This is a genomic window from Burkholderia sp. R-40 (genome assembly GCF_049942845.1).
In the GTDB taxonomy this organism is placed as follows: domain Bacteria; phylum Pseudomonadota; class Gammaproteobacteria; order Burkholderiales; family Burkholderiaceae; genus Burkholderia; species Burkholderia ambifaria.
Map to the genome: position 1 here is coordinate 762,654 of NZ_CP187969.1, position 24,951 is coordinate 787,604.

Here is a 24,951-nt window from a genome sequence, read left to right on the forward strand (position 1 = left end):
TCCGCGGTCCGGCGGCGCATGCTTCATTCCCCGGGGCCGCACGACGTCATCCTCCCCCTGAATGACCCAGGACGGGCCGCCCGGCGCAGTCGGCGCGGCTTTTGTCCCACTGGCGTCTGAACGACGCCTCAACATGAAATTCGAGTTCGCCGCCCACGGGCTGGCGCGACGGCGTGCGCACGCGCTTTTCCGCGCTGCGCTGCCCGGCATGCCGCCGCCTGATCGGCGAGCTCGACTTCCATGATTCGATAACCCGCGATCGTCGCCGTGCAGCGTGTCGTCCGACACGGGCGGCGTGCGGTCGTGTGATCGCGACGTGTGTCGCGCGTGTCGTGCAGAGCCGTTGAGCAGTTCAGTTAGATATGCGAATCAAGTAGCGGGGCGTCGCGAGACGGGAGACAAAGAAGGTGGAGACGGTCAGCTCCCGGCCGCGTTCGCTGTTGCGTCATCCAGCACATGTGAACCGAGGGAAAACAAGATGAACAAGTCGTTCAAGTCGATCTGGAACGAAGCACTGGGGGCGTGGGTTGCGGCGTCCGAGCTCGATCGCACGCGCGGCAAGCGCGTGGCATCGTCGAGGAGCGCGGGCGAGCAGGCTCCCCACGAAGGCGCCGCCGCGAGCATGGCAACGCCGCCGGGGTTGTCGCCCCGGCGACTGGTCATGATGATGGCCGCCGCGTACCTCGGACTGTTTCAGATGGGCGCCCACGCGCAGTATTCGGCCGGTGGCGGCTCCGCGACGGGCGGCGCCAGTTCGACCGCGGTCGGCAACGGCGCGCTTGCTTCGCAGACGAATGCGACCGCGTTCGGTAATCTGGCGACGGCGGCGGGCGTGTCGTCCACGGCGATCGGCCCGGGTGCGCACGCGATGGCGGATGGCGGGTCGGCCATCGGCATCAACTCGCAGGCGACCGGCGTCAACAGCGTGGCGCTGGGCGTGCAGGCGATCGGTTCAGGCGCTTTCGCGGTCGCGGTCGGCAACCTGTCGAGCGCGACGCAAAGCGGCTCGGTGGCGCTCGGTAGCGGTGCGGCGGCGACCGGCGTATCCGCGATCGGGCTCGGCAACAATGCGTTCGCGTCGGGTCAGTATGCGGCGGCACTCGGGCTCGGGGCGAGCGCGGCAGGGGCGCAAAGCATTGCGCTCGGCTATGCGTCGCATGCCGACCTGACGGGCTCGGTCGCCCTCGGCAACCAGTCGACCAGCTCGGGCTCGGCCGGTGTGGCCGTGGGCAGCGGCGCGCTCGCTTCCGGAAACTCGGCGGTCGCGATGGGCGTCAACAGCGGGGCGAAAGGCACGTCGTCGATCGCCATCGGCTGGGGCGGCGTCGCCGGCGTGCCGGGCTCGGGCACGCAGTCTCTCGGCACCAGTTCGATTGCGATGGGCTCGGGGACGACGGCCGGCGCCAACAACGCGGCCGCATTCGGCCTGAACGCGAATGCATCGGGCCTCAGTTCGATCGCGATGGGCGTGCAGTCGACCGCGACGCAGCAGTATGGCGTTGCGCTCGGCAACCTCGCGCTCGCGACCGGTATCTCGGCAAGTGCGCTGGGGCCGGGCGCGACGGCGTCGGCATTGAATTCAACCGCGATCGGCATCAACAGCGTGGCGGCGGCGACATCGACCGTCGCGATCGGCGACAGCAACTCGGTTGCCGCGGGCGCCGGTGCCGGCTCGATCGCCGGCGGCAACTTGTCGAAGGTCCTGGGCGGCACCGGCGCCGTCGCGCTCGGCTTTGGCCAGACCGTCAGCGGCAACGGCGCGGTCGCCATCGGCGACCCGAGCACCGCGATCGGCACCGGCGCGGTCACGGCCGGTTCGAACAACACCGCGAACGGCAACGGCGCGGTGGCGATCGGCAATTCGAACAATGCGCAAGGCACCGGCTCCGTCGCGCTCGGCAATACGTCGACGGCGGCAGCAGCGGGCGCGGTGGCGTTCGGCGCGTCGGCCGTGGCGAACAATGCAAACGACGTGGCGCTCGGCTCCGGTTCGGTGACGGCCGCGCCGAATCCGACCGCCACCGGCACCATCGGCGGCGTCACGTATACGTTCAACGGCGTCAATCCGGTGAGCGTCGTCAGCGTCGGCGGAGTGGGAACCGAGCGCCAGATCACCAACGTCGCGGCAGGGCGGATCAGCCCGACGAGCACCGATGCGATCAACGGCTCGCAGCTCGATGCGACGAACCAGGCGGTGACTTCGCTGTCGACGTCGACGTTGTCCAGCATCACGTCGCTGTCGACTTCGACGTCGACCGGGATCGGTTCGTTGTCCACGGGCCTGAGCTCGACCAACAGTTCGGTGACGTCGCTGTCGACGGGCCTCAGTTCGACCAACAGCGCGGTGACGTCGCTGTCGACGTCGACGTCCACGGGCATCAGCTCGTTGTCGACCGGTTTGAGTTCGACGAACAGCGCGGTGACGTCGCTGTCGACTTCGACGTCGACCAGCATCGGTTCGCTGTCGACCGGCCTGAGCTCGACCAACAGCGCGATCACATCGCTGTCCACGTCGACGTCGACCGGCATCGGTTCGTTGTCCACCGGCTTGAGCTCGACCAACAGCGCGGTGACGTCGCTATCGACGTCGACGTCCACGGGCATCAGCTCGCTGTCCACCGGCCTGAGCTCGACGAACAGCACGGTCACGTCGCTGTCCACGTCGACGTCAACGGGCATCGGCTCACTGTCCACCGGCCTGAGCGCGACGAACAGCAACCTCACCTCGCTGTCGACCGCCACGTCGACGGGCATCGGTTCGCTGTCGACGGGCCTGAGCTCGATCGTGAACAACAACACCAATCTCGGCAACAGCACGGCCGGCGCGATCGGCGGCGGCTCGACCTACGACCCGACGACCGGCACGATCTCGGCGCCGTCGTACGTGACGTACAACAGCGACGGGTCGACGATCATCAACAACAGCGTCGGCTCGGCGATCGACAACATCAACGCGCACGGCATCAAGTATTTCCACGCGAACTCGACCGCGCCGGACAGCCAGGCGATCGGCGTCGACAGCGTCGCGATCGGCCCGAACGCGATCTCGCTCGTGAACGGCAGCATCGCGCTCGGTTCCGGTTCGGTCGCCGATCGGCCGACGACGCCGTCGTCGGGCATCATCCGCAACGGCACCGCGGCGATCCCGTTCAACACGACGGACCAGACACTGCTCGGCGCGGTGTCGGTGGGCGACACGACGAACCGCACGTATCGCCAGATCACCAACGTCGCGGACGGCACCGGGCAGCAGGACGCGGTGACGGTACGGCAGCTGACCGGCGCGTTGCAGTCGTTCGCGGTCACGGGCCAGAAGTACTTCCACGCGAATTCGACGGCCGGCGACTCGCTCGCGGTCGGCGCGGAATCGGTCGCGGTCGGGCCGACGACGGTCGTGAACGGCGACAACGGCGTGGGCATCGGCAACGGGGCGATCGTCGACCAGACCGCACCCGGCGGCGTCGCGATCGGGCAGGCCGCGAGTTCCGCGCAGGCCGATGCGATCGCACTCGGCAGCGGTGCGTCGGCCCTCGGCGCGCAGTCGGTCGCGCAGGGTGCCAATGCGTCGGCGGTCAGCGTGGGCAGCGTCGCGCTCGGCTCGGGTGCGCACAGCACCGCCACCGATGCGGTCGCGCTCGGCGCCGGCGCGTCGGCGACGCTCGCGAACAGCGTCGCGCTGGGCGCCGGTTCGCTGACCACGGTCGGCGCGCTGACGAACTACGTCGCGTACGGCCTGAGCAGCCCGCAGTCGTCGGCCGGTGAAGTCAATATCGGCAACCGGCAGATCACGGGCCTCGCCGCGGGCAAGAACGGCACGGACGCGGTGAACGTGTCGCAGCTCGACTCGGTCGCGAACCAGTTGACGACGCTGATCGATCAACGCACGACCAATCTCGGCGGGCAGTACACGACGAACCCGCCCGGCGGCAACGTGCCGCCGGGGGCGAGCGGTTCGAATTCGTCGGCGGGCGGTTCGGGGGCGGTCGCATCGGGCTCGAACAGCACGGCAGTCGGCAACAGTTCGACGGCGTCCGGCAACGGCTCGACGGCGATCGGCGTCGGCTCGATCGCATCGGGCAACAACTCGACGGCGATCGGCACGGGCAGCAACGACGGCGGCCGCTCGAACGTCGTCGCGGTCGGCTCCGCGGATTCGCCGCGACAGGTCGTCAACGTCGCGGCGGGCACGCAGGGCACCGATGCGGTGAACGTGAACCAACTGAATGCGGTCTCGAACCAGTTCACGCAGTCGCTGAACACGGTCAACAACCAGATCTCGCAGATGCAGCAGCAGATCCAGCAGACCGATTCGATGGCACGTGAGGGGATTGCCGCGACGGCCGCGTTGGCGTCGATCCCGCACATGGACCGCGACTCGAACTTCGCGATGGGCGTCGGTACCGCGACGTTCCAGGGTCAGAAGGCCATGGCCGTCGGCGTGCAGGCGCGCCTCACGGAGAACCTGAAGGCGACGCTGAACGGCGGCTTCGCGGGCAGCCAGCGCGTCGTCGGCGCGGGCGTGCTGTATCAGTGGAAGTAATCGCGCGCGGCGGTCCGTTCCGGCACGCACTGCCGGAGCGGACCGCGCCGAACGCAACCGCACGCGGATGCGGCCGCGCCATCGCGCCGCACGCGCTGCGCCCATCGCATTTTCGGAGTAATCAAGTGAAAAACATCCATCTTGCCCTGCTGGCGTCCGTCGTTTCCCTCGCTGCCTGTTCGAGCGCGTCGGGGCCGACGTACAACGCATACGAATTGCAGTCCCGTGACGGCATCCGCACCTTCCGCGTCGACTGTCACGGCATCCTGTCGAGCGCGAAGACCTGCATGAAGGTCGCGACGCGCATGTGCGGCAACGACGCCGTGCGCGTGGTCGATGCCACGACGCCGTATCGCGACGGCGCGGATCCGCACTCGATGGTGTTCCAGTGCGGCGCGGCCCCCGCGCCGGTCGCCGCGGCTGCCGCGCCCGCGCCCGCCGCGGTCGAGAAGGTGAGCCTCACCGGCGATGCCTATTTCGCGACCGACTCGGCCGTGCTGACGTCGGCCGCCACCGCCGCGCTCGACAAGCTGCTGAACCAGCAAGGCGACCGGCATTTCGCGCGCGTGGAAGTGGACGGTTATACCGACGCGACCGGCTCGGATGCGCATAACCAGGCGCTGTCGAAGCGTCGCGCCGATGCGGTCGCGGGGTATCTGCGCGAACACGGGCTGAAGGCGGATGCGTTTGCCGCGACGGGGCATGGAGAAACCAATCCGGCGGCATCGAACGATACCGTCGAAGGGCGGGCGCGCAATCGCCGGGTGGAAATCTCGCTGCAGAAGTAAGACGTGGCGATCGGGTCGCCGCACGCGTGGTCGTCGAAACCGTACGGCGCGCTTGCGGCGGTGGTGCCGTGCTTGGATGCGCGATGTCGACGAAGGCAATGCGTCACGCGGTGCGTGCGCGATGTCGCCGTCGTCGTCGCATGAACGACGCTGCCGCACGGCGACTTGCGTCCGGCACGCAAGCGATCAACCGCACCGGGCAGCCGATCAGTGCCGGATCACGCAGACAGCCACGATTTCGTATCCGGGGTCGGCATGCTTATTTGCCGCTTTTTCGGCTTCCTCATACGAACCGAAGGACGTGGCATTTTCAATCGCCGGTGCCATGCCGATATCGCCGTCCTCGGCAGTGCAGAGGAATTGCTCGCCGGTCTTCACGACGTACACGGACATCATGATTCCCTCCAGGGTTTGCAGGGGGAAATTCCAGTCTAGCAGCCAAACGTGCACAATACCGGCATGCGAGCCCCAGACCTTGAATGCCTTGTCACCGTTACCATGCCCTTCGGAAAATACAAGGGCCGACTCCTTGCCGACCTGCCCGGGCCTTACCTCAACTGGCTGGCGCGCGAAGGATTCCCGCGCGGCGAACTCGGCCGACAGCTCGCGCTGATGCACGAGATCGACCATAACGGTCTGAGGGAACTGCTGGCGCCCCTGCGCAAACCCGGCTATCCACCCGCCGATGCTGACATAAAATAACAAAAGGCTCTGTCGCGGATAAACCGCTGGCAAAAGAGGGGTGCCAACATGAGACGCCTTTATTTTCTCGTACCCGATACGCAGATGGCGAAGGCGATCGTCGATGACTTGCTGCGCGCCCGCATCATCTGGCGCCATATCCACGTTCTCGCCGATCACAGCGTCACGCTTGATGAGTTGCCCGAAGCATCGCTGCTGCAAAGCAGCGATGTCGTGCACGCGCTCGAGCGCGGCGTCGCACTCGGCGGCGCGACAGGCGCGCTCATCGGTCTCGTCGCGCTGGTATTCCCTCCCGCGCAGCTCGTGATCGCGGGCGGTGCCGTCGTCGGATTGACGGTGGCGGGCGCGGGCTTCGGCGCGTGGACGGCCGCGATGATCGGCATTGCCGAACCGAATGGGCGACTCGCGCGCTTTCGCGAGGCCATCCGCGAAGGCCAGATCCTGATCATGGCCGACGTGCCGCCGCTGCGAGAGGAGGAAATCTCGCAGATGGTCGCCCAGCATTTTCCCAAGGCGGACATGGAAGGCGGCGAGCCCACGACGCCGATCTTCCCCTGACACGCCAAAACCGGCACACGCGAACACCCGCGCTCGTCGACGCGATTCGTCGGACGCATGTTCGCGTTGCCGCGACCGTGGGCGGCATTGCGTTGCGTTTCGACGCGGCTGCCTGTGGCGTTGCCGAATCGCGGGACGAACGTGTGGCGATGCGCTGCGCCGGCTCGCGCCGGCGATTTCGAATCGCACACGGCGACATACTTTTTGACGCGAAGGGCGCGTTCTGAACCTGAGTGCTGAAGCTGAACCGTCAGCAAGGAGGTCATATGGAACTGCACATGCAATCGCACCATTGGGAACGGCGCACGCCGGACTGGGTTTCCGCCGCCGTGGCCGGCCTCGCGGGCGGTGCGCTGGTGATCGCGCTGGAATTCTTCTGGTCGACGCTGGTGCTCCATGAAAGCCCGTGGCGGCCGACCCACAAGATCGCCGCGATGGTGATGGGCCGCGGTGCGCTCAGCCAGTTGTCGCAATTCAACCTCGAAATCGTCGCGATGGCGCTGCTGCTGCACTACGTGCTCGGCGCGCTCATGGGGATGATGCTCGCCGCGATCATGGCGCCTTTCCGGTTCGATTCGAGCGTGGGCATGGAGGCGGTGATCGGGCTGGCGTTCGGGCTCGTCGCGTACCTGTGGAACTTTTATGTGATGACGGCCGTGTTCCCGTGGTTCATCTCGGAGCGCGGTTCCGGCCCCTTGCTGGCGAACCTGCTGTTCGGCGTGGTTGCGGCCGTCGCCTATGGCCAGCTGGAGCGATGGCGCAGGCCGAGCAGGATGGAGTGACGCGCCGGCGCTGAACATCCCTCCGGCCCGATAGACGGCCGCGTCGGCAATCTCTGCCGGAGGCGGCCGTTTTTGCATCGCATCGCAGCATGCGACGTCGCCGTTCGCGCCGGTCGTGCGCGGCATGCGTCTGCGCGTTTCGCCGCCTTGCACGATGCAGGGCAGAGGACTACCTTTTCTTAAGAGCCGTCGTGGGCAGCGTGTCGCGAAGCGGTCCCGGCACAGGTGCCGGCGCGGACGATACGACGAATGCGAAATGCGCCGACGCGGCGCGACGACGCCAGCAGCGTCGTGTCGACGGCTCGAGTGCGTGACACGCAGCGAGGCGGCCTATGGCCCTTGCGATTGCTCTGGTCCTGATCATCGCAGTGGCGGTGGGGTTTCACTTTGCCAGCCCGTGGTGGATCACGCCGATCGCGTCGAACTGGGTGCGCATGGACGACATGCTGACGATCACGCTCGTGATCACCGGCGCGTTCTTCATCGCGATCAACCTGTTCATCGTGCTCGCCCTGCTGCGCTACCGGCATCGCAGCGGCCGTCGCGCCGCTTACGAGCCGCACAACAGGCGGCTGGAATGGTGGCTGATCGGCCTGACCTCGGTCGGCGTGGCTGCACTGCTGGCACCGGGGCTGTTCGTCTATGCGGACTACGTACGACCGCCGCACAAGGTGCTGCAGATGGAAGTGCTCGGCCAGCAATGGCAATGGCGCTTCCGCTTCGCTGGCCCCGGCGGCAAGCTGGGCACGACGGACGTGCGCTACATCAGCGACGCCAACCCGTTCGGCCTGAACCCCGGCGACCCCAACGGCCGCGACAATTACCTGATCGACGCGTCCGAAGTGCACTTGCCGCTCAACCGGCCGGTGCAGGTACTGGCACGGTCGCGCGACGTGCTGCACGACTTCTACGTGCCGCCGTTCCGCGCGCGGATGAACATGGTGCCCGGCATGGTGACGACCTTCTGGTTCACGCCGACCAAGGCCGGGCGTTACGACATCCTGTGCGCGCAACTCTGCGGCATCGGGCACTCGAACATGCGCGGCGTGGTGGTGGTGGAAGACGAAGCAGCGTTCTCGCGCTGGCTCGCGCGGCAGCCCACGTTCACGCAGCGGCAGCAGGCGAACGTGCAGGCTGCCCCGGCCGCCGCGGGCGGCAGCGCCCAGGCGCTGGCCGACCAGGGCAAGGCGCTCGCGGCGGCCAAGGGCTGCATCGCCTGCCATACCGTGGACGGCACGCCGCGCGTCGGCCCCACGTGGAAGGGCCTGTACGGCAAGACCGAAACGATGGCCGACGGCAGCACCGCGAAGGTGGACGACGCCTATCTGCGCGCGTTCATCACCAACCCGACGGCCCGCGTCGTGAAGGGTTTCTCGCCGATCATGCCGCACTTCGACCTGAGCGATCAGGAACTGGCCGCACTGGTGGCCTATATCAAGGCGCAAGGCGGGCCGGACGCCAGCAGTGCCGCGCAGCGCTAGCGGAGCACACCCCATGACCTACGCGCATTCCGATCACGCCCCGCAGAGTTTCTGGACCCGCTACGTGTGGAGCCAGGACCACAAGGTCATCGCCGTGCAGTACGCGCTGACGGCCATCGCCATCGGCCTCGTCGGTCTGGTGCTGTCGAACCTGATGCGGCTGCAGCTTGGCTTCCCGGGCAAGTTCGCGTTCATCGACGCGAACCACTACTACCAGTTCGTCACGATGCACGGGATGATCATGGTGATCTACCTGCTGACGGCACTGTTCCTCGGCGGCTTCGGCAACTACCTGATCCCGCTGATGCTGGGCGCGCGCGACATGGTGTTCCCGTTCCTCAACATGCTGAGCTACTGGGTCTATCTGCTCGCCGTGCTGGTGCTGACCGCGAGCTTCTTCGTGCCGGGCGGGCCGACCGGCGCGGGCTGGACGCTGTATCCGCCGCAGGCCATCCTGCCGGGCACACCGGGCGTGGAATGGGGCATCGTGCTGATGCTGGTGTCGCTCGCGATCTTCATCGTCGCGGCGACGATGGGCGGCCTGAACTACGTCACCACCACGCTGCAGGCGCGCACGCGCGGCATGACGCTGATGCGCATGCCGCTCACGGTGTGGGGCATCTTCACCGCGACCATCATGGCGCTGCTGGCGTTTCCGGCGCTGTTCGTGTCGGCGGTGATGATGCTGTTCGACAAGACGCTCGGCACCAGCTTCTTCGTGCCGGCCGTGGTGTCGATGGGGCAGACGCTCAACCATGCCGGCGGCAGCCCGCTGCTGTTCCAGCACCTGTTCTGGTTCTTCGGGCACCCGGAGGTCTACATCGTCGCGCTGCCGGCGTTCGGCATCGCGTCGGACCTCATCAGCACGCACGCGCGCAAGAGCATCTTCGGCTACCGGATGATGGTGTGGGCGATCGTCATGATCGGCGCGCTGAGCTTCGTGGTCTGGGCCCACCACATGTTCATCGCCGGCATGAATCCGTACTTCGGCTTCTTCTTCGCCACCACGACGCTGATCATCGCGGTGCCGACCGCGCTGAAGGTCTACAACTGGGTGCTGACGCTGTGGCGCGGCGATATCCACCTGACCGTGCCGATGCTGTTCGCGATCGGCTTCATCAGCACCTTCGTCCTCGGCGGGCTGACCGGGCTGTTCCTCGGCAACGTGAGCGTGGACATTCCGCTGTCGAACACGTACTTCGTGGTCGCGCACTTCCATATGGTGATGGCCGTGTCGCCGATCCTGGTGGTGTTCGGCGGCCTCTACCACTGGTATCCGCTGGTGACGGGCCGCATGCTGAACGACACGCTCGGGCGCCTGCACTTCTGGTTCACCTTCGTCGGCACCTATGCGATCTACTTCCCGATGCACTATCTCGGCGTCCTCGGCATGCCGCGACGCTATTACGCGTACGAAGGCTACAGCTTCATTCCGCATTCGGCGCAGACGCTCAACGCGTTCATCACCGTCGTTGCGCTGATCGTCGGCGTGGCGCAGCTGCTGTTCCTGTTCAACCTGGCGTGGAGCCTCGTGCACGGCAAGCGGGCCGACGGCAACCCGTGGCGGGCCACCACGCTGGAATGGCAGACGCCGCAATCGCCGCCCGCGCACGGCAACTGGGGCGCGGCGCTGCCGGTCGTCTATCGCTGGGCCTACGAATACAGTCCCGCAGGGGAGGCGGAAGACTTCGTCCCGCAGAACCGGCCGCCCGCGACGGCGCCCGAGCCCGCGCCGGCCCGGCCGACGCTTCACTCCGGCGAGGCACACGAATGACCACGCTGCCGCGCCCCTTCGGTCCCGACGCGCAACCGGTCTTGCCGAATGCGGGCCGCACGGGCCTGATCGTCTTCATGGCGGTGGCCACGACCTTGTTTGCCCTGCTGCTGCTCGCCTATGGGATGCGCATGCGCGAGCCCGACTGGCAGCCGATCCCGCATCCGGTGCTGCTGTGGTGGAACACCGGTGCGCTGGTGCTGGCCAGCATCGCGATGCAGCGCGCCCGACGGATGTCCTTGCACCGCACGGTGTGGCTGGTATCCGGCGGCGTGCTGGCGGCGCTGTTCGTGATCGGGCAACTGACCGCGTGGCGCATGCTGTCCGCCGCCGGGCAGACCGTCACCGTCAATCCTTCCAACAGCTTCCTGTACCTGCTCACCGGCCTGCACGGGTTGCATGTGCTGGGCGGGCTGGTGGCCTGGGTCGTCACGATCGCGCTTGTGCGGCGCGCGGACCCGTTCCGGGCCCAGCGCGCCATTGCGCTGTGCGCGACCTACTGGCATTTCCTGCTGGCTGTCTGGCTCGTGCTGCTGGCGGCGATGTGGTGGATGACCCCCGCGATCGTCGCCGCCATCTGCGGGCCGCTGTATGGAGCCGCGCCATGACCGTGCCCACGCTCCCCACCGAACCGTCCGTCGGCGAATCGGCCGACATCGCCCCCGCCGACGCCGGGCCCGACGGCTGGCGCGGCATCGTCACCGACTGGGCGGGCGACCGCGAAGCCTTCAAGGTGCCGTGGGGCAAGGCGATGATGTGGATCTTCCTGCTGTCGGACACCTTCGTCTTCAGCAGCTTCCTGATCGGCTACATGTCGGTGCGCATCTCGACCACGGCGCCGTGGCCCGATACGTCCAAGGTATTCGGGCTCACGGTGGGCGGCGTGGATGTGCCGTTGCTGCTGATCGCGATCATGACGTTCATCCTGATCAGCAGCAGCGGCACGATGGCGATGGCCGTCAACTTCGGCTACCGGCGCAACGCCAAACGCGCCGCCGTGCTGTTGCTGGCGACCGCGCTGCTGGGCGCGGCCTTCGTGTCGATGCAGGCGCTCGAATGGACCAAGCTGATCGTCCATGAAGGTATCCGGCCATGGGGCAACCCGCTGGGCGCGGCGCAGTTCGGCGCGTGCTTCTTCACGATCACCGGGTTCCACGGCTTTCACGTGACCTGCGGCGTGATCTATCTGCTGCTGATCGCACGCAAGGTGCTGCAACCGGGGTTCACCGAGCACGGCAACTTCCAGATCGTCGAGATTGCCGGCTTGTACTGGCACTTCGTCGACCTGGTGTGGGTGTTCATCTTCGCGTTGTTCTACTTGTGGTGAGGCAGGCCATGGACCACACCGATTCCGCCGATCGACCCGACGCCGCGCACGGCCAGCAGCATCCGATCGGCGTCTACCTGAAAATCTGGGGCCTGCTGTTCGTTCTGAGCACGTTGTCGTATCTGGTGGACTACTTCCACGTGCAGGGCCTGCTGCGCTGGGTACTGATCGTCGTGCTGATGATCGCGAAGGCCGGGCTGATCGTGTCGATCTTCATGCACATGATGTGGGAGCGGCTGGCGCTGGTGTACGCGATCCTGGTGCCGCCGCTGTGCCTGCTGGTGCTCATGGTGCTGATGGCCGCCGAAGCGCATCACACGTTCGGCATGCGGGCACTCTTCTTTCACTGATCCGCGGGCATCCGTTCAAGGGAGACTCTCATGAAATTTTCACGCCGACGTTTCATTACAGCCACGACCGTGCTGGCGTCCGCGCTGGCCGTGGGCCGTCGCGCGGCGGCGGCGGATGCCGTTGCCGTGCAGGAATCCGATGCAAACGCGCAGGCGCTCGGCTACAAGACCGACGCGAGCCGGGTCGACCGTAAGAAGTTCCCGAAATTTCAGCCGGGCGAGGCCTGTGCGAATTGCCAGTTCTATCAGGGCAAGGCCGATGCCGCGATGGCGCCGTGCGCCATTTTCGGCGGCAAGCAGGTCAATGCAAAAGGCTGGTGCAGTGCCTATGCGAAAAAGGCGTAGCGAGCAGGGCGGCGTGACGGCTGCCCGCGCGGCGCACCGGAGCGAGCACATACAATGTGAGCGTCCGTCGGCCTGCGCTTCGCCATGACCTGGGTGACGCGCGGGCCGCTCCGCCCGCGACCCGCCAAGGCCATCATGGAAATCAAATGGATCGAGGACTTCCTCGCGCTCGCTCAATATCAAAGCTTTTCCCGTGCGGCTGAATTTCGCAACGTCACGCAGTCGGGCTTCAGCCGTCGCATCCAGTCGCTCGAGCAGTGGATCGGCGCGGAACTGATCGACCGCAGCAGCTTTCCGCCGGTGCTGACGCCGGCGGGCCGGCTGTTTCGCGAGACCGCCGAAGACGTGCTCAGCCGCCTGTTCGACACGCGGGCCATCATCCGCACCGAGCAACGGATTGCCGGCAAGAGCCTGCAGATCGCCGCGGGCCACACGATCGCGCTGAGTTTCCTGCCGGGCTGGCTCAAGGCACTCGCCCCGCATTTCGGCGAAGTGCGGGCGCGCGTCATTCCGACCAACGTCCATGACTCGATCCTGATGCTCGTCAATGGCAATTGCGAGCTGATGTTTGCCTATCACCATCCCGAGCTGCCACTCCATCTCGACCCGGCGAAGTACGCGCACTTGACGGTCGGCCTCGACACGTTGATGCCGGCATGCCGGCCGAACCGGCGCTCGGCGCCCGCGTTTCGCCTGCCCGGAACGAAGCAGAGCCCGCTGCCGCTGATCTCCTATACGGAAACCAGCTACTTCGGCCGCTGTCTCGCGCTGCTGCTCGGCCGCGCCCCCGATACGCCGGCCTTGCAACTGCACTACGAGTCGGACATGGCCGAGGTGCTGAAGAAACTCGTGATGGAAGGCGAGGGCGTCGCGTGGCTGCCCCGCAGCGCCATCGCCGCCGAGCTGGCGGCCGGTGAACTCGTCCCGGCCGGGCCCGCGGCGTGGAACCTGGAAGTCGAGCTGCGCGTGTATCGCGACGTGTCCAACCGCAGTGAATTCCTCGATACGCTGTGGCAGCACCTGCGCGCGGCGCCTTCCCGGCTCGGCTGAGTCGGGGTTTTCCCGCCTTATGCGGGACTCGCATACCGCCATGTTGCACCGGCATCACGGTTTTATCGACCGTCCCTACCATTCGTTCCAACGGCAATCGTGACGCGTGACCGGCGTCGCGCGGCCTTCTTCGCAGCGCTCGTCCGCCGCCGGCGGCAGGGCGCCACCCAAGGACGGATGGACATGAAAAATCGCCTTACCTTCAGCATTGCAGTCGGCATGATCCTCGGTGTCGTCGCCGGTTATGCGTGCCACACCCACATCGCGGACCCGGCCACGCTCAAAACCGTCGCCGGCTATTTCTCGATCGTCACCGACATCTTCCTGCGCCTGATCAAGATGATCATCGCGCCGCTGGTGTTCGTCACGCTCGTGTCCGGCCTGGCCGGCATGGACAGCGGCGAGGACGTCGGCCGCATCGGCCTGCGCTCGATCGGGTGGTTCGTCTGCGCGTCGCTGATTTCGTTGAGCCTCGGCCTCGTCATGGCCAATGCGCTGCAGCCGGGCGCCGGCCTGAACCTCGCGGCATCCGCCGGCGAGGTCGGCACCGGTCTGAATACCGCCGCGCTGAACGCGCGGGACGTGATCACGCATGCGTTCCCGACCAGCCTGCTCGACGCGATGGCGCGCAACGACATCCTGCAGATCCTGGTGTTCTCGGTCTTTCTCGGCATCGGGCTGAGCGCACTGAAGCACGACAAGCGGGTCGGCGTCGTGATCCAGTCGATCGACGGCATGGTGCCGGTGATGCTGCGCCTGACGAACTACGTGATGCGCGTGGCGCCGCTCGGCGTATTCGGTGCGATCGCCGCGTCGGTCACGCTGCGCGGGCTCGACGTGATCTATACGTATGGCAAGCTGATCGGCGCGTTCTATCTCGGTTTGCTCGTCCTCTGGACGCTGCTGATCGGCGCCGGCTACGTGTTTCTCGGGCGACGCGTCGGCAGCCTGCTGAAGGCCGTGCGCGAACCCGCGCTGATCGCCTTCTCGACCGCGAGCAGCGAGGCCGCCTATCCGCGCCTGACCGAGCAGCTCGAGCAGTTCGGCGTGGACAAGAAGGTGGTGGGTTTCACGCTGCCGCTCGGTTACGCGTTCAACCTGGACGGTTCGATGATGTATCAGGCGTTTGCCGCGATCTTCATCGCGCAGGCGTTCGGCGTGCACATGCCGGTGTCGGAGCAGGTGTTCATGTTGCTGGTGCTGATGTTGAGCAGCAAGGGGATGGCGAGCGTGCCGCGCGGCTCGGTGGTCGTGGTCGCGGCGGTCGCGCCGATGTTCCATCTGCCGGTGGCCGGCGTCGCGATGATTCTCGCGATCGACCAGATTCTCGACATGGGCCGCACGATGACGAACGTGATCGGCAACAGCGTGGCGACGGCGGTGATCGCGAAGTGGGAAAGCCGGCGCACGGCGAAGTCGCAAGCCGCCGCCGTATTCGATCAGCCGGAGAACGCATGATGCACACGGATGGCGTGACTGCCCGGCGCAAGTTCGGCGTGGTCGGCGGCCTCGGGCCACTGGGCAGTGCCGACGTGTTCTTCAAGATGGTGAAGGCGACGCCTGCGTCGTCCGACGACGAGCACGTCGACACGATCTTCGAGCAATACCCGTTCAAGGGCGCGGGGTCGGGCAGCGCGGCGACCATCGAACGCAAGCTGTATGTGTTCGACATGATCCGCGCGTTCGAGAAGCGGGGCGTGACGACGGTCGTGCTGCCTTGCTTTCTGAGCCACACGTTCATCGACGAGCTGAAGGCGAACACGAGCCTGCCGATCGTGGATATCGTCGAAGCGGTGCGCAGCCATGTGCGGCGCAAGTATCCCGACGCGACGCGCATCGGCGTGCTGGCGTCCGACTACGTGCGCGACAAGCGACTCTTCGAAGCGTATTTCCCGGCGCCGCAATTCGACATCGTCCATCCGCGATCGCACGACGGGATCGACCTCGTGACCGAAGCGATCTACGGCCGCGACGGCATCAAGCGCGGCAATCTTCGTGGCCGTCCGGTCGAGCTGTTGCGCCGTGCGTGCGAGGATCTTGCCGATCAGGGCGCACAGGTGATCATTCCGGGGCTGACCGAGATCGCGCTGGTCGCGGATGAAATCGGCCCGCAGCGCGTGCCGCTCGTGGATTCGAACCTCGCGTATGCGCAGTACGCGGTGACCGGGCAACCGGGTTCACGCGCGGCGACGTTCAAGATCGGCGTGGTCGGCGGCGTCGGCCCGGCGGCGACCGTCGATTTCCTGGACAAGATCGTGCGCAACACGCCGGCGTCACGCGATCAGGACCATGTCAAGCTGCTGGTCGAACAGAATCCGCAGATTCCCGATCGAACCGAGAACCTGGTGGGCGCCGGCGCGGATCCGACGATCTCCCTGTACGCGACCTGCAAGAAACTCGAGGACGGCGATGCCGACGTCATCGCGATTCCGTGCAACACCGCGCATGCGTTCGTCGAGCGGATTCAGCCCTGGCTCGGCATTCCGATCGTCAACATGCTGACCGTCACGGTCGCCCACCTGCGCGACACCTATCCGGCGCTGCGGGAGGTCGGTGTGCTGGCGACGTCCGGCACGATCGAAAGCGGGGTCTACCGGAAGGCGCTGGAATCGCAGGGGCTGCGGCAAGTGGCGCCGGCGCCGGCGTTGCAGGCGCGCGTGATGGAAGCGATCTACGGCGCGCAGGGTGTCAAGGCCGGCTTCACGACCGGACGGTGCGAGGAAGATATCGGCGCGGCCATCGACGCGTTGATGGACGAAGGCGTGAGCGTGATCGTGCTCGGATGCACGGAACTGCCGATCCTGCTGCCGGGCGGCGAATATGTCGCGCGGACCGGGCGCCGGGCGACGCTCGTCGATCCGACTGACGTGCTTGCGCGCACGTGCATTGCGTATGCGATGTCCTTCGCGAGCCGGCCGGCGGCCGAACGACTGAAGCGCGATAGTCAAACTTCCTGACCTTGCAAGTGCTCCGCTTCCTTGCTGCGCGCCGCCGCGGTCGTGGGCATGACGACCGCGGTACCTTCCACCACGATCAGCCCGTTCACTTCGCATCGGGTTTCCAGCACGACGCGCCGCCGGTTCGCGACGATCTCCTTGACGGTCACGGTCGCACAAACCGTTTCGCCGAGCTTCACCGGGCGCCGGAATTGCAGGTCCTGCGACAGATAGATCGATCCGGGGCCGGGCAAGCGCATGGCAATGGCTGCCGATATCACCGACGCCGACAACATGCCGTGCGCGATGCGGCCGCCGAAGCGTGTGCGACTGGCGTAGGCGTCGTCGAGATGCACGGGATTCCGGTCGCCGGACGCGCTCGCGAACAGGAAGATGTCGCGCTCGGACAACGTTTTCGTGAAGCTCGCGCTCATGCCGGGTATCAAGTCTTCGAGATCGTATCCACCTTCGTCGTTCATCGTCTGCTCCTGTGTCGTTCGTACTGCGTGGCGTTGACGGGCATCGCGCGCCGTCATCTGTCATGCCGCCGCGTTCTCGTGTGTTGAAGCAGCGTGCAAATCTGTCGATGCGAACAACCGGTTTGCCTCCGCCAGTGCGGATTGCGTGGCGAGCACGCCCGCGTAGGGCAGTGCGCCGGCGATTGTGTTCACGATCTCGTACCGAGACGCACCCAGCAAGCGCGCGTCGCGTATATGCATGACGAGCGCTTCGGTATCCGCATTTCGGGCGAGGCAGGTCAGGCAGGCGATGGCCGTCAGGTGCCGCGCCTTCGCGTGTTCGACCGAATCGACGCTCGACGTCGACGCGCCCGGCTCATCGAGGTGCCGCGCGAGTTCGGGCGAAATCTCGGCAGCGTACACCGGCGCTGCGTGCGCATATCGAGCACGTTCCGGCGCGGCTTGTGTCGGGGCGACGTGGGCCTGCTCCGCGGCAGCGAATACGTCGAGCGCGATGCGCGATACGGAAAGTACGAGCGGCCAGCCGATATAGCCGGTGAGCTGAATCAGTACTTCGGTCAGCTCATGACGCGTCCAGCCGACATGCAGGCAAGCATTCAAGTGCTGCCGTACGGCCGCATGCTGATTTTCGAGCGCGATGACGATGGCAAGCGTGGCGAGTTCGCGCTCCTTGGGTGTCAGTGCTTCGAGATGGTGTTGCCGCAACTCACGCGTGCACGCGACTGCGGATGCGTAGGGTTCGAACGGATTCGCGGCCTGACCGATATCGATGCCACGCGCGCGCAGCACCGTCACGACGTGTCGCACGCCGGCCATGGCCACCGGCACCCCCGCGTACTCGAGCGTCTGCAGGACCGTGGCGAGCACGGCCTCCGGTGCCCAGCCGGTATTCAACATGCCGGCTGCATGGTACTTGAGCGGGGAATCGGCATTGCCCATCGTGGTCAGGACCGCGACGGTCACGAGTTCGCGATGCTTCAGCGACAGATTAGGCCGGGCGATGATATCCGCATAAGCGCCCTCGATCAGCAATCGTTTGAAGTCGGGGTCGAGTGAATCGAGCGCTGCGCTGAGGTCCGAGAAACCCTGGCTGCCGATTGCATGAATGACGGACATGCCAAGTTCATGCCGGGATATCGTTTTTGCATGCATGGTGCACCAGCCTGGCCAATTGCCGAAAATATCGATGGTGCCGATGATATTCGCCCGCCCCGGAAGTAATTCTGAACTTTTATGAACTGTCATGGATGGACGTTTTTTGACGTTTAGAATCCAGACCAATACGAGAACGCGAACGTTTTCATCCGAGCCGAATGAATCGTTCGATGGCGGCAGCGATCGGCCATATCAACGTAACCGGGAGAGCGCAGTGCTGAAGCTTCAAGACAAGGTGGCCCTCGTCACGGGCGGGAATTCGGGAATCGGCCGGACCACGGCGCTGTTGTTCGCACGGGAAGGCGCGCGCGTCGCGATTGCATCGCGCCGCATCGACGAAGGCCTGGCCGTCGTCGAGGAAATTCGCAGCGCCGGTGGCGACGCGATGTTCGTGAAAACCGATGTTTCCAGGGCCGAGGATTGCGCGAATGCGGTGGCGCACGCCGTAAAACAATTCGGCAGGCTGGATATCGCTTTCAATAACGCAGGCGTTGAAGCGTTCGGCAATGCGGTGGCCGATACCGACGAGGCGACTTGGGATTTTGTCGTGGACATCAATCTGAAAGGGGTGTTCCTTGCGATGAAATATGAAATTCCGGAATTGCTGAAAACCGGGGGTGGATCGATCATCAATATGTCATCGACCTATGGCCTGGTGGCATCGGCATTCGGAGGCTGTGCGTATCACGCGTCGAAGGCAGGCATTCTCGGATTGACGAAAGCGGCCGCGCTCGAATACGCAAAGCAGAAGATCCGCGTCAATGCGATTTGTCCGGCATTCGTCGCAACGGCGATGGTGGAAAAATTCCTCGACGAAACCCATATGACCGACCAGATCAAGAGCTTTCATCCGATCGGCCGCCTGGGTACCGAAGAGGAGATCGCGCAGGCCGTCGTGTTCCTCGCGAGCGATGCGTCCTCGTTCATGACAGGCACCGCGCTTTCCGTGGACGGCGGCATGACCGCGGCTTGACGCCCACGTCGTCTTCACGCATGTCGTAGCGCCAGCGCTACGTTCGAGCAATCAGATTTCGTATGGGTAAAAATATGGATTCCGAACTGATGGAAGTGGTGGAGAAAACGGAGAGCGGGCAACCGGAGCTGTTCGAGATCGGTTGTGCCATTCCGTTGGGCGTCGTGCCGAGAAGGATGCATGCGTGGACGATTCGCCGGGAGAACCACGGAGAGCCGCAGCATGCCTTCACGAAGGAAATCGTCGACGTACCGACGCTCGGCCCGAACGACGTGCTGATTCTCGTCATGGCGGCCGGCGTCAACTACAACGGCGTGTGGGCCGCCCTCGGCCAGCCGTTTTCCGTGCTCGACCTGCATGACGATCCCTATCACATCACGGGCTCGGACGCGTCCGGCATCGTATGGGCCGTCGGCGCGAACGTAAAGAAATGGAAGGTGGGCGACGAGGTGGTCGCGCATTGCTCGCAGGTCGATGGCGACGATGAAGAATGCAACGGCGGCGATCCGATGCTGTCTCCGTCACAGCGCATCTGGGGCTACGAAACCACTCACGGTTCGTTCGCGCAATTCGCGCGCGTGCAGGCCACGCAGCTGATGCCGCGCCCGAAGCACCTCACGTGGGCCGCAAGCGCGTGCTACACGCTCACGCTCGCCACCGCGTACCGGATGCTGTTCGGCCACAAGCCGCATGTGCTTTCGCCGGGGCAATCGGTGCTCGTATGGGGTGCGGCGGGCGGCTTGGGAACGATGGCGATTCAACTCGCGGCGCTGGCCGGCGCGCGGCCGGTCGCCGTGGTCTCCGACGATTCGAAGGCTGAATTCGTCAAGCGCCTTGGCGCGGTGGGCGTGATCAACCGTTCGAATTTTTCATGCTGGGGCGCGCCGCCGCCCGTCGATGCAACGGACGAATACGCGGCCTATGTCGACGCCGTGAAGAAGTTCGGTAAGGCGATCTGGGACGCGCTCGGCGAACGGCGCGACGTCGACATGGTGTTCGAACACCCGGGCCGCAACACCTTCGCGCCGTCCTGCTACGTCGTGAAGCGCGGCGGCATGGTCGTCTTCTGCGCCGCGACGAGTGGCTACGACCTGACCTGCGATGCGCGCTACGTCTGGATGCGGCAAAAGCGTATCCAGGGCAGCCACTTCGCAAGTCTCAAGGAAGCCGCGCAGGCAAACCGGCTCGTGATGAGCGGCAAGATCGATCCGTGCCTGTCGGAAGTGTTTCCCTGGAACCGCCTGCCGGACGCGCACGCGAAGATTCGCGCGAATCAGCACCTGCCGGGCAACATGGCCGTGCTGGTGCAGGCCAGCAGCCGCGACGATCTCGACGCGGCCCGTCGCCACTAGCCATGAAGCATTCTTCTTGCAGCGAGAACGGTATGGACAGGTCAAATACACACGCGGAACGGATCGCCATCATCGGCATGTCGTGCCGCTTCCCGGGTGGCGCGTCCTGTGCGTCGAGCTATTGGGCGCTTCTGAATTCCGGGCGTACGGCGATTCGGGAAACCCCGCGCGAGCGGTTCGATATCGACGCGTTCTACTCGCCGGATCCCGCTGAACCCGGCACCACCTATTCGCGCGTGGCCGGCTACGTCGACGATCCGTTCTGCTTCGACCGCGGGCTGTTCCGCACGTCGGCGGCCGAGGCGATCGAGATGGATCCGCAGCAGCGCTGGATGCTGGAACTGACCTGGGAAGCGCTCGAGAACGCGGGCTTTGCGCCCGGTCAATTGCGCGGCAAGAACGTCGGCGTCTTCATGACGACCGGCGAAGCCGATTATGGCCGGCGTACCGTGTGGTCTGGCGATCCCGGAAAAATAACCACGTATTCGAAGCTCGGCAACCTGCGCGCGATGGCGCCGGGGCGCGTCGCGCACATCCTGGGCTTGAGCGGGCCCGCGATCTTCGTCGACACGACCTGCTCGTCGTCGCTCGTCGCGATCCATCTTGCCGCACAGAGCCTTCAGGCCGGCGAGTGCGACGTGGCGATCGCGGGCGGCGTGAACCTGATCCTCGGGCCGGAGGAAACGATCGGCGTCGCGCGACTTCAGGCGATGTCCGTGTCCGGGCAGTGTCGCCCGTTCGACGCGAACGCCGACGGCTACATTCGCGGCGAAGGCGGCGGCGCGCTCGTCATGAAGCGGCTGGGCGACGCACGCACGCACGGCGATCGTATCGACGCGGTGCTGGTCGGTTCCGCCGTCAACAGCGACGGTGCGAGCAATGGCCTCACCGCGCCCAACGGCGCCGCGCAGGAAGCCGTGATTCGTCGCGCGATGGCGCGTGCGGGCGTGCGCCCGGAAGCGGTCGCCTACGTGGAAGCGCATGGTACGGGTACGGCACTGGGAGACCCGATCGAGCTCTCCGCGCTGCGCAACGTGTATGCGCGCGCCGTCACGCGCGACAAGCCGATTCTCGTCGGCTCCGTGAAGTCCCAACTCGGACATCTGGAAGGTGCGGCGGGCATGGCGGGTTTCATCAAGGCGATGCTGATTCTCCGTCATCGCCAGGTACCCGCACAGGTGAATTTCGCCACGCCGAATCCGCGCTTTCACTGGGAAGGCGCGCAACTCGAGATTCCGCGTGACGGCATGCCGCTCGGCGACGGCAATGCGTTCGTCGGTGTGAGTGGCTTCGGCATCACCGGCACCAACGTCCATATGATTCTTGCCGAGCCGGACCCGGTGCCGGATACCGCCGCGCAGGTCGCTCGCGAACGCGTGCTGACACTGTCGGGACGTTCGCCGCAAGCGCGCCGGCGTGCCGCGTCCGCGTGGCGCGCGTGGCTCGCCGACACGAACGCGCCGATGCGCGATGCGTGCCACACGGCAAGCGTGCGGCGCGATCACTTCGATCATCGCGTCGCGCTGGTCGGGACGACGCAAGCGGATTTCGTTGCCGCGCTCGATGCCTTTCTCGCCGAGGACCCGACGGGACACTGGCATGCCGGTGAGCACCCGCGCAAGCCGCGTCTCGCGTTTCTCGTACCCGGTCAAGGGGCGTGGCAGCCCGGTGTCGGGCGCAATCTCTACGAGGAAAACGGCCTGTTCCGCAAGCACGCGGATGCGTGCCTGGGCCAGCTCGACGCCGATACGGCACGCGAGGTGCTCGATGCGATCGTTGGCCGGACCGCCGAAGCGGTGCGCCATCATCCGGGGCAACTCGCGCATTTCGTCGTGTGCTATGCGCTGGCGCGTACGTGGATGGATCTCGGCGTGCAGCCCGATCTGCTGATCGGGCATTCATTGGGCGAGCATGTGGCCGCCGTGATCGGCGGCGTGATGTCGCTCGCCGAGGGCCTGAAGGCCGTCGACGCGCGCGGCCGCCTTTTCGACACGGCGACGCCGGCGGGCGCGATGCTCGCGGTCGCCGCGAGCGTGGATGAACTCGCCGCACGCTTCGCGTTCGGCACGGATTTGTTCGTGGCAGGCATCAACGGGCCGGAGCAAACCGTCGTGAGCGGCACGCAGGCGGCGATCACGCGGGTTCAGGACGCGATGGTCGCGGCCGGTAAGCGCGTCTCGTTGCTCAAGACCTACGGCACGCCCGGCCATTCGCCGATGCTGCGTTCGATGCGCGAAGCGTTCCGGCAGGCGCTCGAACCGCTGACGCTGGCGGCGCCCGCGATCCCGATCGTCTCAACACTTACGGGCGCGTTCGCGACAGACGCGATCGCGAGTGTCGAGCATTGGCTGGATCTCGTGGAGCAGCCGGTGCGCTTTCATGAAGCGTTGCTCGCGGCGTCCGACGGCAAGACGATCTTCGTCGAAGTGGGGCCCGGCGCGGCGCTGTCGAAGCTCGCGCGCGCGGCCGCGGGCGGCGACTGGCAATGTGCGGTCTCTTCGCTTGCCGACGGGCCGGACGGCGATGAAGAAACGGAGTCGACCGGCTTCGCGCATGCGTGCGCACGCCTCTACAGCATCGGGCAGAAGATTGCGTGGCGCAAACTCTACGGCAACGCGCCGCGGCCCGCTGAAGCGCCGGGCTATCCGTTCGATCGCGATCGCTTCGAATTGCCGTTCCCGGCCCATGTGCTTGCGGCTTCCGCGCACGGCGGCACGCAGCATCGGCGCGATATCGCGTCGGGGGAGATGCCCCCGCAACAGGCTTCGCACATGGCGGACGTCGGCACTGACACCGCGCACACTGACGTTGAGCAGGTGCTCGCGACACTCCGCACCATCGCGGCGGCCGTCACGCCGGACAGCGTGACGCTGGCCGACGATCTTTCACTCGTCAGTCAGGGCCTCGATTCGTTGGCGTTGACGGAATTGCGCGTGCGCCTGCATCAGCACTTCGGCAGGATGCCGTCGATTTCCATGCTCGCACGCGGTGCATCGCTGGCGACGCTGGCTCGGTGGTTCGGCGCATCGTCGAGCACGACACCGATTCAGGAAACCGTATCGAGCGACACGCAGCAAGCGGCCGATGCACGGGGCGATCACGGGCTGCTCGTCACGCTGCGCAACGGCGCGGGGCCGCTCGTCGCACTCGTGCATCCGGTGGGCGGCAACGTGCTCTGTTATCAGGATCTGGCCAACGGCTGGCCGGGCGATCCAACCATCGTTGCGATTCGCCATCCGCACGCGGACCAGGACCGCCCGCCTGCGTATCTGTCGATCGCGCAATTGGCGTCGCGTTATCGCGCGGCGTGGCTTGCAGCACATGGCACGCTGCCCGATGTGCTCGGCGGCTGGTCGTTCGGCGGCATCGTCGCGCACGAAATGGCGGCGCAGTGGGAAGCGGAGGGCAGGGCCGCGCCGCCGCTGGTGATCGTCGATACTCCGCTCCATGAAGGCGAATTCGCGACGCGGCTACGCGCGCTTGCCGGCGATTTCGTCAATGAGGACGCCACGCAGGTCGTCGAAGCGTGGCTCGCCGACCCGCGCTTCGACACGATGCTCGATCGCGACTTCTACCTCGCCGACGTGCGGCGCCGCGCGCATCCCGCCACGTTCGCCCACATCTCGCGGCTGCATGCCGTGAGCGCGGTGGCGCTCGCGCGTCACCGGCCTCACCAGGTGCGCACGCGAATCGACTACGCGCTCGCCAATCGCAACGCGGGCGGCATGTCCGGTACGCAGGTGACGCAGTATCTGCGGCGGCTCACGGGCGGCAGCGTCGCGGTGAGCGTGTTCGACGACGATCACAACTCGATCGTGCGTGAACCCTCCGCGCGCCGCGTCGCGGCTTTCCTCGATGGCAGTCCGGACGCCACGCGTGTCGGGTTCGAGCCGCTTGCGCAGGAGACGCCCGCATAGGCTCGCGTGTTTCGATTCAACCGTACGACGCACGGCGCATCGTGCCGTGCCTTTCTTCGTCAATCCGACTTCAGGAAATCAATGCCATGAGCGACCAACTTCAAGCCGCAACGTTGAACGGTTCCGCGGTGACCGCCCAGACCATTCTCGGCTGGATCCAGGAATGGGCCGAAGCGAACAATCTGCAGGTGCCGACCGATCTCGAACAGACCTTCGCCGACGCCGGCTTCGATTCCATGCATTCCGTGGAACTCGCGTTCTTTTTGGAGGAGCGGCTCAAGATCAAGATCGACGATACGGTGCTCTACGATTACCCGACGTTCATCGCGTTGGCCGAGCATCTCGTGTCGCTCACGCCCATGGGCACAGCCGCGGATACGGAAGCGGGCGAAGGGGCAAGCGCCGGAAACTGGTAACTCGCGTGCGCCGGTTCAGCGCCTGT

Annotated in this window: 21 protein-coding genes; 18 read left to right on the forward strand and 3 right to left on the reverse strand. The window is 65.9% G+C overall.

Going from position 1 to position 24,951, the window contains the following annotated elements; translation table 11 throughout:
* The first annotated feature begins 478 nt into the window (after window positions 1-478).
* Window positions 479-4,540, forward strand: a complete 4,062-nt coding sequence (locus ACP26O_RS32220) for a YadA-like family protein (RefSeq protein WP_175665816.1) — start codon at window positions 479-481, stop codon at window positions 4,538-4,540.
* Window positions 4,541-4,665: 125 nt separating this feature from the next.
* Window positions 4,666-5,328, forward strand: a complete 663-nt coding sequence (locus ACP26O_RS32225) for an OmpA family protein (RefSeq protein WP_175665815.1) — start codon at window positions 4,666-4,668, stop codon at window positions 5,326-5,328.
* Between the two features lie 207 nt (window positions 5,329-5,535).
* Here ACP26O_RS32225 and ACP26O_RS32230 read toward each other — a convergent pair whose 3' ends face one another.
* Window positions 5,536-5,724 carry a hypothetical protein gene (locus tag ACP26O_RS32230; protein WP_175665814.1) on the reverse strand — a complete coding sequence of 63 codons (189 nt, stop codon included), beginning with the start codon at window positions 5,722-5,724 and terminating at the stop codon, window positions 5,536-5,538.
* Window positions 5,725-5,787: 63 nt separating this feature from the next.
* Between ACP26O_RS32230 and ACP26O_RS32235 the strand changes: the two genes are divergently transcribed.
* The 12 genes from ACP26O_RS32235 (at window position 5,788) to ACP26O_RS32290 (ending at window position 16,654) form a co-directional block, all read left to right on the forward strand.
* Window positions 5,788-6,030, forward strand: a complete 243-nt coding sequence (locus ACP26O_RS32235; RefSeq protein ID WP_175665842.1) for a DUF3820 family protein — start codon at window positions 5,788-5,790, stop codon at window positions 6,028-6,030.
* Window positions 6,031-6,078: 48 nt separating this feature from the next.
* A complete protein-coding gene (locus ACP26O_RS32240) occupies window positions 6,079-6,588 on the forward strand; it encodes a DUF1269 domain-containing protein (RefSeq protein ID WP_175665813.1) in 510 nt (169 codons plus the stop codon).
* Between the two features lie 266 nt (window positions 6,589-6,854).
* Entirely contained in the window at window positions 6,855-7,370 is a 516-nt protein-coding gene (locus ACP26O_RS32245; RefSeq protein ID WP_012372279.1) for a hypothetical protein, read from the forward strand.
* A gap of 332 nt (window positions 7,371-7,702) precedes the next feature.
* Window positions 7,703-8,851: a cytochrome c oxidase subunit II gene (locus ACP26O_RS32250; protein ID WP_006751631.1), complete on the forward strand. Its 1,149-nt coding sequence runs from the start codon at window positions 7,703-7,705 to the stop codon at window positions 8,849-8,851.
* A gap of 13 nt (window positions 8,852-8,864) precedes the next feature.
* Window positions 8,865-10,625 (forward strand): cytochrome c oxidase subunit I, encoded by a 1,761-nt coding sequence (gene ctaD / locus ACP26O_RS32255; RefSeq protein ID WP_006751630.1) that lies wholly within the window; start codon window positions 8,865-8,867, stop codon window positions 10,623-10,625.
* On the forward strand, window positions 10,622-11,233 hold the full coding sequence (locus tag ACP26O_RS32260; protein WP_175665812.1) for a cytochrome c oxidase subunit 3: 612 nt from the start codon (window positions 10,622-10,624) through the stop codon (window positions 11,231-11,233). The genes ctaD and ACP26O_RS32260 overlap by 4 nt, the downstream gene beginning before the upstream one ends.
* Window positions 11,230-11,952 carry a heme-copper oxidase subunit III family protein gene (locus ACP26O_RS32265; protein ID WP_175665811.1) on the forward strand — a complete coding sequence of 241 codons (723 nt, stop codon included), beginning with the start codon at window positions 11,230-11,232 and terminating at the stop codon, window positions 11,950-11,952. The genes ACP26O_RS32260 and ACP26O_RS32265 overlap by 4 nt, the downstream gene beginning before the upstream one ends.
* A gap of 8 nt (window positions 11,953-11,960) precedes the next feature.
* Window positions 11,961-12,302 carry a cytochrome C oxidase subunit IV family protein gene (locus ACP26O_RS32270; RefSeq protein ID WP_175665810.1) on the forward strand — a complete coding sequence of 114 codons (342 nt, stop codon included), beginning with the start codon at window positions 11,961-11,963 and terminating at the stop codon, window positions 12,300-12,302.
* A 30-nt stretch (window positions 12,303-12,332) separates the two neighbouring features.
* Complete coding sequence (locus tag ACP26O_RS32275) at window positions 12,333-12,647, forward strand: high-potential iron-sulfur protein (protein ID WP_126224345.1); 315 nt, start codon at window positions 12,333-12,335, stop codon at window positions 12,645-12,647.
* Between the two features lie 135 nt (window positions 12,648-12,782).
* Window positions 12,783-13,697 carry a LysR substrate-binding domain-containing protein gene (locus ACP26O_RS32280; protein WP_165754349.1) on the forward strand — a complete coding sequence of 305 codons (915 nt, stop codon included), beginning with the start codon at window positions 12,783-12,785 and terminating at the stop codon, window positions 13,695-13,697.
* Between the two features lie 183 nt (window positions 13,698-13,880).
* Window positions 13,881-15,155: a dicarboxylate/amino acid:cation symporter gene (locus tag ACP26O_RS32285; protein WP_175665809.1), complete on the forward strand. Its 1,275-nt coding sequence runs from the start codon at window positions 13,881-13,883 to the stop codon at window positions 15,153-15,155.
* On the forward strand, window positions 15,152-16,654 hold the full coding sequence (locus tag ACP26O_RS32290; protein WP_244099044.1) for an aspartate/glutamate racemase family protein: 1,503 nt from the start codon (window positions 15,152-15,154) through the stop codon (window positions 16,652-16,654). The genes ACP26O_RS32285 and ACP26O_RS32290 overlap by 4 nt, the downstream gene beginning before the upstream one ends.
* Here ACP26O_RS32290 and ACP26O_RS32295 read toward each other — a convergent pair.
* Both ACP26O_RS32295 and ACP26O_RS32300 read right to left on the reverse strand, forming a co-directional pair.
* Window positions 16,642-17,112, reverse strand: coding sequence for a MaoC family dehydratase (locus ACP26O_RS32295; RefSeq protein ID WP_175665841.1), 471 nt, complete (start codon window positions 17,110-17,112; stop codon window positions 16,642-16,644). The genes ACP26O_RS32290 and ACP26O_RS32295 overlap by 13 nt on opposite strands.
* Before the next feature lie 60 nt (window positions 17,113-17,172).
* Entirely contained in the window at window positions 17,173-18,357 is a 1,185-nt protein-coding gene (locus ACP26O_RS32300) for a carboxymuconolactone decarboxylase family protein (protein ID WP_244099043.1), read from the reverse strand.
* A gap of 124 nt (window positions 18,358-18,481) precedes the next feature.
* Between ACP26O_RS32300 and ACP26O_RS32305 the strand changes: the two genes are divergently transcribed.
* From ACP26O_RS32305 to ACP26O_RS32320, 4 genes are all read left to right on the forward strand, one after another.
* Window positions 18,482-19,240 carry an SDR family NAD(P)-dependent oxidoreductase gene (locus ACP26O_RS32305; RefSeq protein ID WP_175665808.1) on the forward strand — a complete coding sequence of 253 codons (759 nt, stop codon included), beginning with the start codon at window positions 18,482-18,484 and terminating at the stop codon, window positions 19,238-19,240.
* Between the two features lie 74 nt (window positions 19,241-19,314).
* A complete protein-coding gene (gene ccrA / locus ACP26O_RS32310) occupies window positions 19,315-20,592 on the forward strand; it encodes a crotonyl-CoA carboxylase/reductase (protein ID WP_175665807.1) in 1,278 nt (425 codons plus the stop codon).
* A gap of 32 nt (window positions 20,593-20,624) precedes the next feature.
* Window positions 20,625-24,509 (forward strand): type I polyketide synthase, encoded by a 3,885-nt coding sequence (locus tag ACP26O_RS32315; RefSeq protein WP_244099042.1) that lies wholly within the window; start codon window positions 20,625-20,627, stop codon window positions 24,507-24,509.
* An 86-nt stretch (window positions 24,510-24,595) separates the two neighbouring features.
* Complete coding sequence (locus ACP26O_RS32320) at window positions 24,596-24,925, forward strand: acyl carrier protein (protein WP_175665805.1); 330 nt, start codon at window positions 24,596-24,598, stop codon at window positions 24,923-24,925.
* Window positions 24,926-24,951 lie beyond the last annotated feature (26 nt).

Excerpts from the sequence above, each read along its gene's own strand:
- ACP26O_RS32220 (WP_175665816.1), top strand. The coding sequence starts at position 479 with ATGAACAAGTCGTTCAAGTCGATCTGGAACGAAGCACTGGGGGCGTGG.
- ACP26O_RS32230 (WP_175665814.1), bottom strand. The coding sequence starts at position 5,724 with ATGATGTCCGTGTACGTCGTGAAGACCGGCGAGCAATTCCTCTGCACT.
- ACP26O_RS32235 (WP_175665842.1), top strand. The coding sequence starts at position 5,788 with ATGCGAGCCCCAGACCTTGAATGCCTTGTCACCGTTACCATGCCCTTC.
- ACP26O_RS32240 (WP_175665813.1), top strand. The coding sequence starts at position 6,079 with ATGAGACGCCTTTATTTTCTCGTACCCGATACGCAGATGGCGAAGGCG.
- ACP26O_RS32245 (WP_012372279.1), top strand. The coding sequence starts at position 6,855 with ATGGAACTGCACATGCAATCGCACCATTGGGAACGGCGCACGCCGGAC.
- ACP26O_RS32250 (WP_006751631.1), top strand. The coding sequence starts at position 7,703 with ATGGCCCTTGCGATTGCTCTGGTCCTGATCATCGCAGTGGCGGTGGGG.
- ctaD (WP_006751630.1), top strand. The coding sequence starts at position 8,865 with ATGACCTACGCGCATTCCGATCACGCCCCGCAGAGTTTCTGGACCCGC.
- ACP26O_RS32260 (WP_175665812.1), top strand. The coding sequence starts at position 10,622 with ATGACCACGCTGCCGCGCCCCTTCGGTCCCGACGCGCAACCGGTCTTG.
- ACP26O_RS32265 (WP_175665811.1), top strand. The coding sequence starts at position 11,230 with ATGACCGTGCCCACGCTCCCCACCGAACCGTCCGTCGGCGAATCGGCC.
- ACP26O_RS32270 (WP_175665810.1), top strand. The coding sequence starts at position 11,961 with ATGGACCACACCGATTCCGCCGATCGACCCGACGCCGCGCACGGCCAG.
- ACP26O_RS32275 (WP_126224345.1), top strand. The coding sequence starts at position 12,333 with ATGAAATTTTCACGCCGACGTTTCATTACAGCCACGACCGTGCTGGCG.
- ACP26O_RS32280 (WP_165754349.1), top strand. The coding sequence starts at position 12,783 with ATGGAAATCAAATGGATCGAGGACTTCCTCGCGCTCGCTCAATATCAA.
- ACP26O_RS32285 (WP_175665809.1), top strand. The coding sequence starts at position 13,881 with ATGAAAAATCGCCTTACCTTCAGCATTGCAGTCGGCATGATCCTCGGT.
- ACP26O_RS32290 (WP_244099044.1), top strand. The coding sequence starts at position 15,152 with ATGATGCACACGGATGGCGTGACTGCCCGGCGCAAGTTCGGCGTGGTC.
- ACP26O_RS32295 (WP_175665841.1), bottom strand. The coding sequence starts at position 17,112 with ATGAACGACGAAGGTGGATACGATCTCGAAGACTTGATACCCGGCATG.
- ACP26O_RS32300 (WP_244099043.1), bottom strand. The coding sequence starts at position 18,357 with ATGACAGTTCATAAAAGTTCAGAATTACTTCCGGGGCGGGCGAATATC.
- ccrA (WP_175665807.1), top strand. The coding sequence starts at position 19,315 with ATGGATTCCGAACTGATGGAAGTGGTGGAGAAAACGGAGAGCGGGCAA.
- ACP26O_RS32315 (WP_244099042.1), top strand. The coding sequence starts at position 20,625 with ATGGACAGGTCAAATACACACGCGGAACGGATCGCCATCATCGGCATG.
- ACP26O_RS32320 (WP_175665805.1), top strand. The coding sequence starts at position 24,596 with ATGAGCGACCAACTTCAAGCCGCAACGTTGAACGGTTCCGCGGTGACC.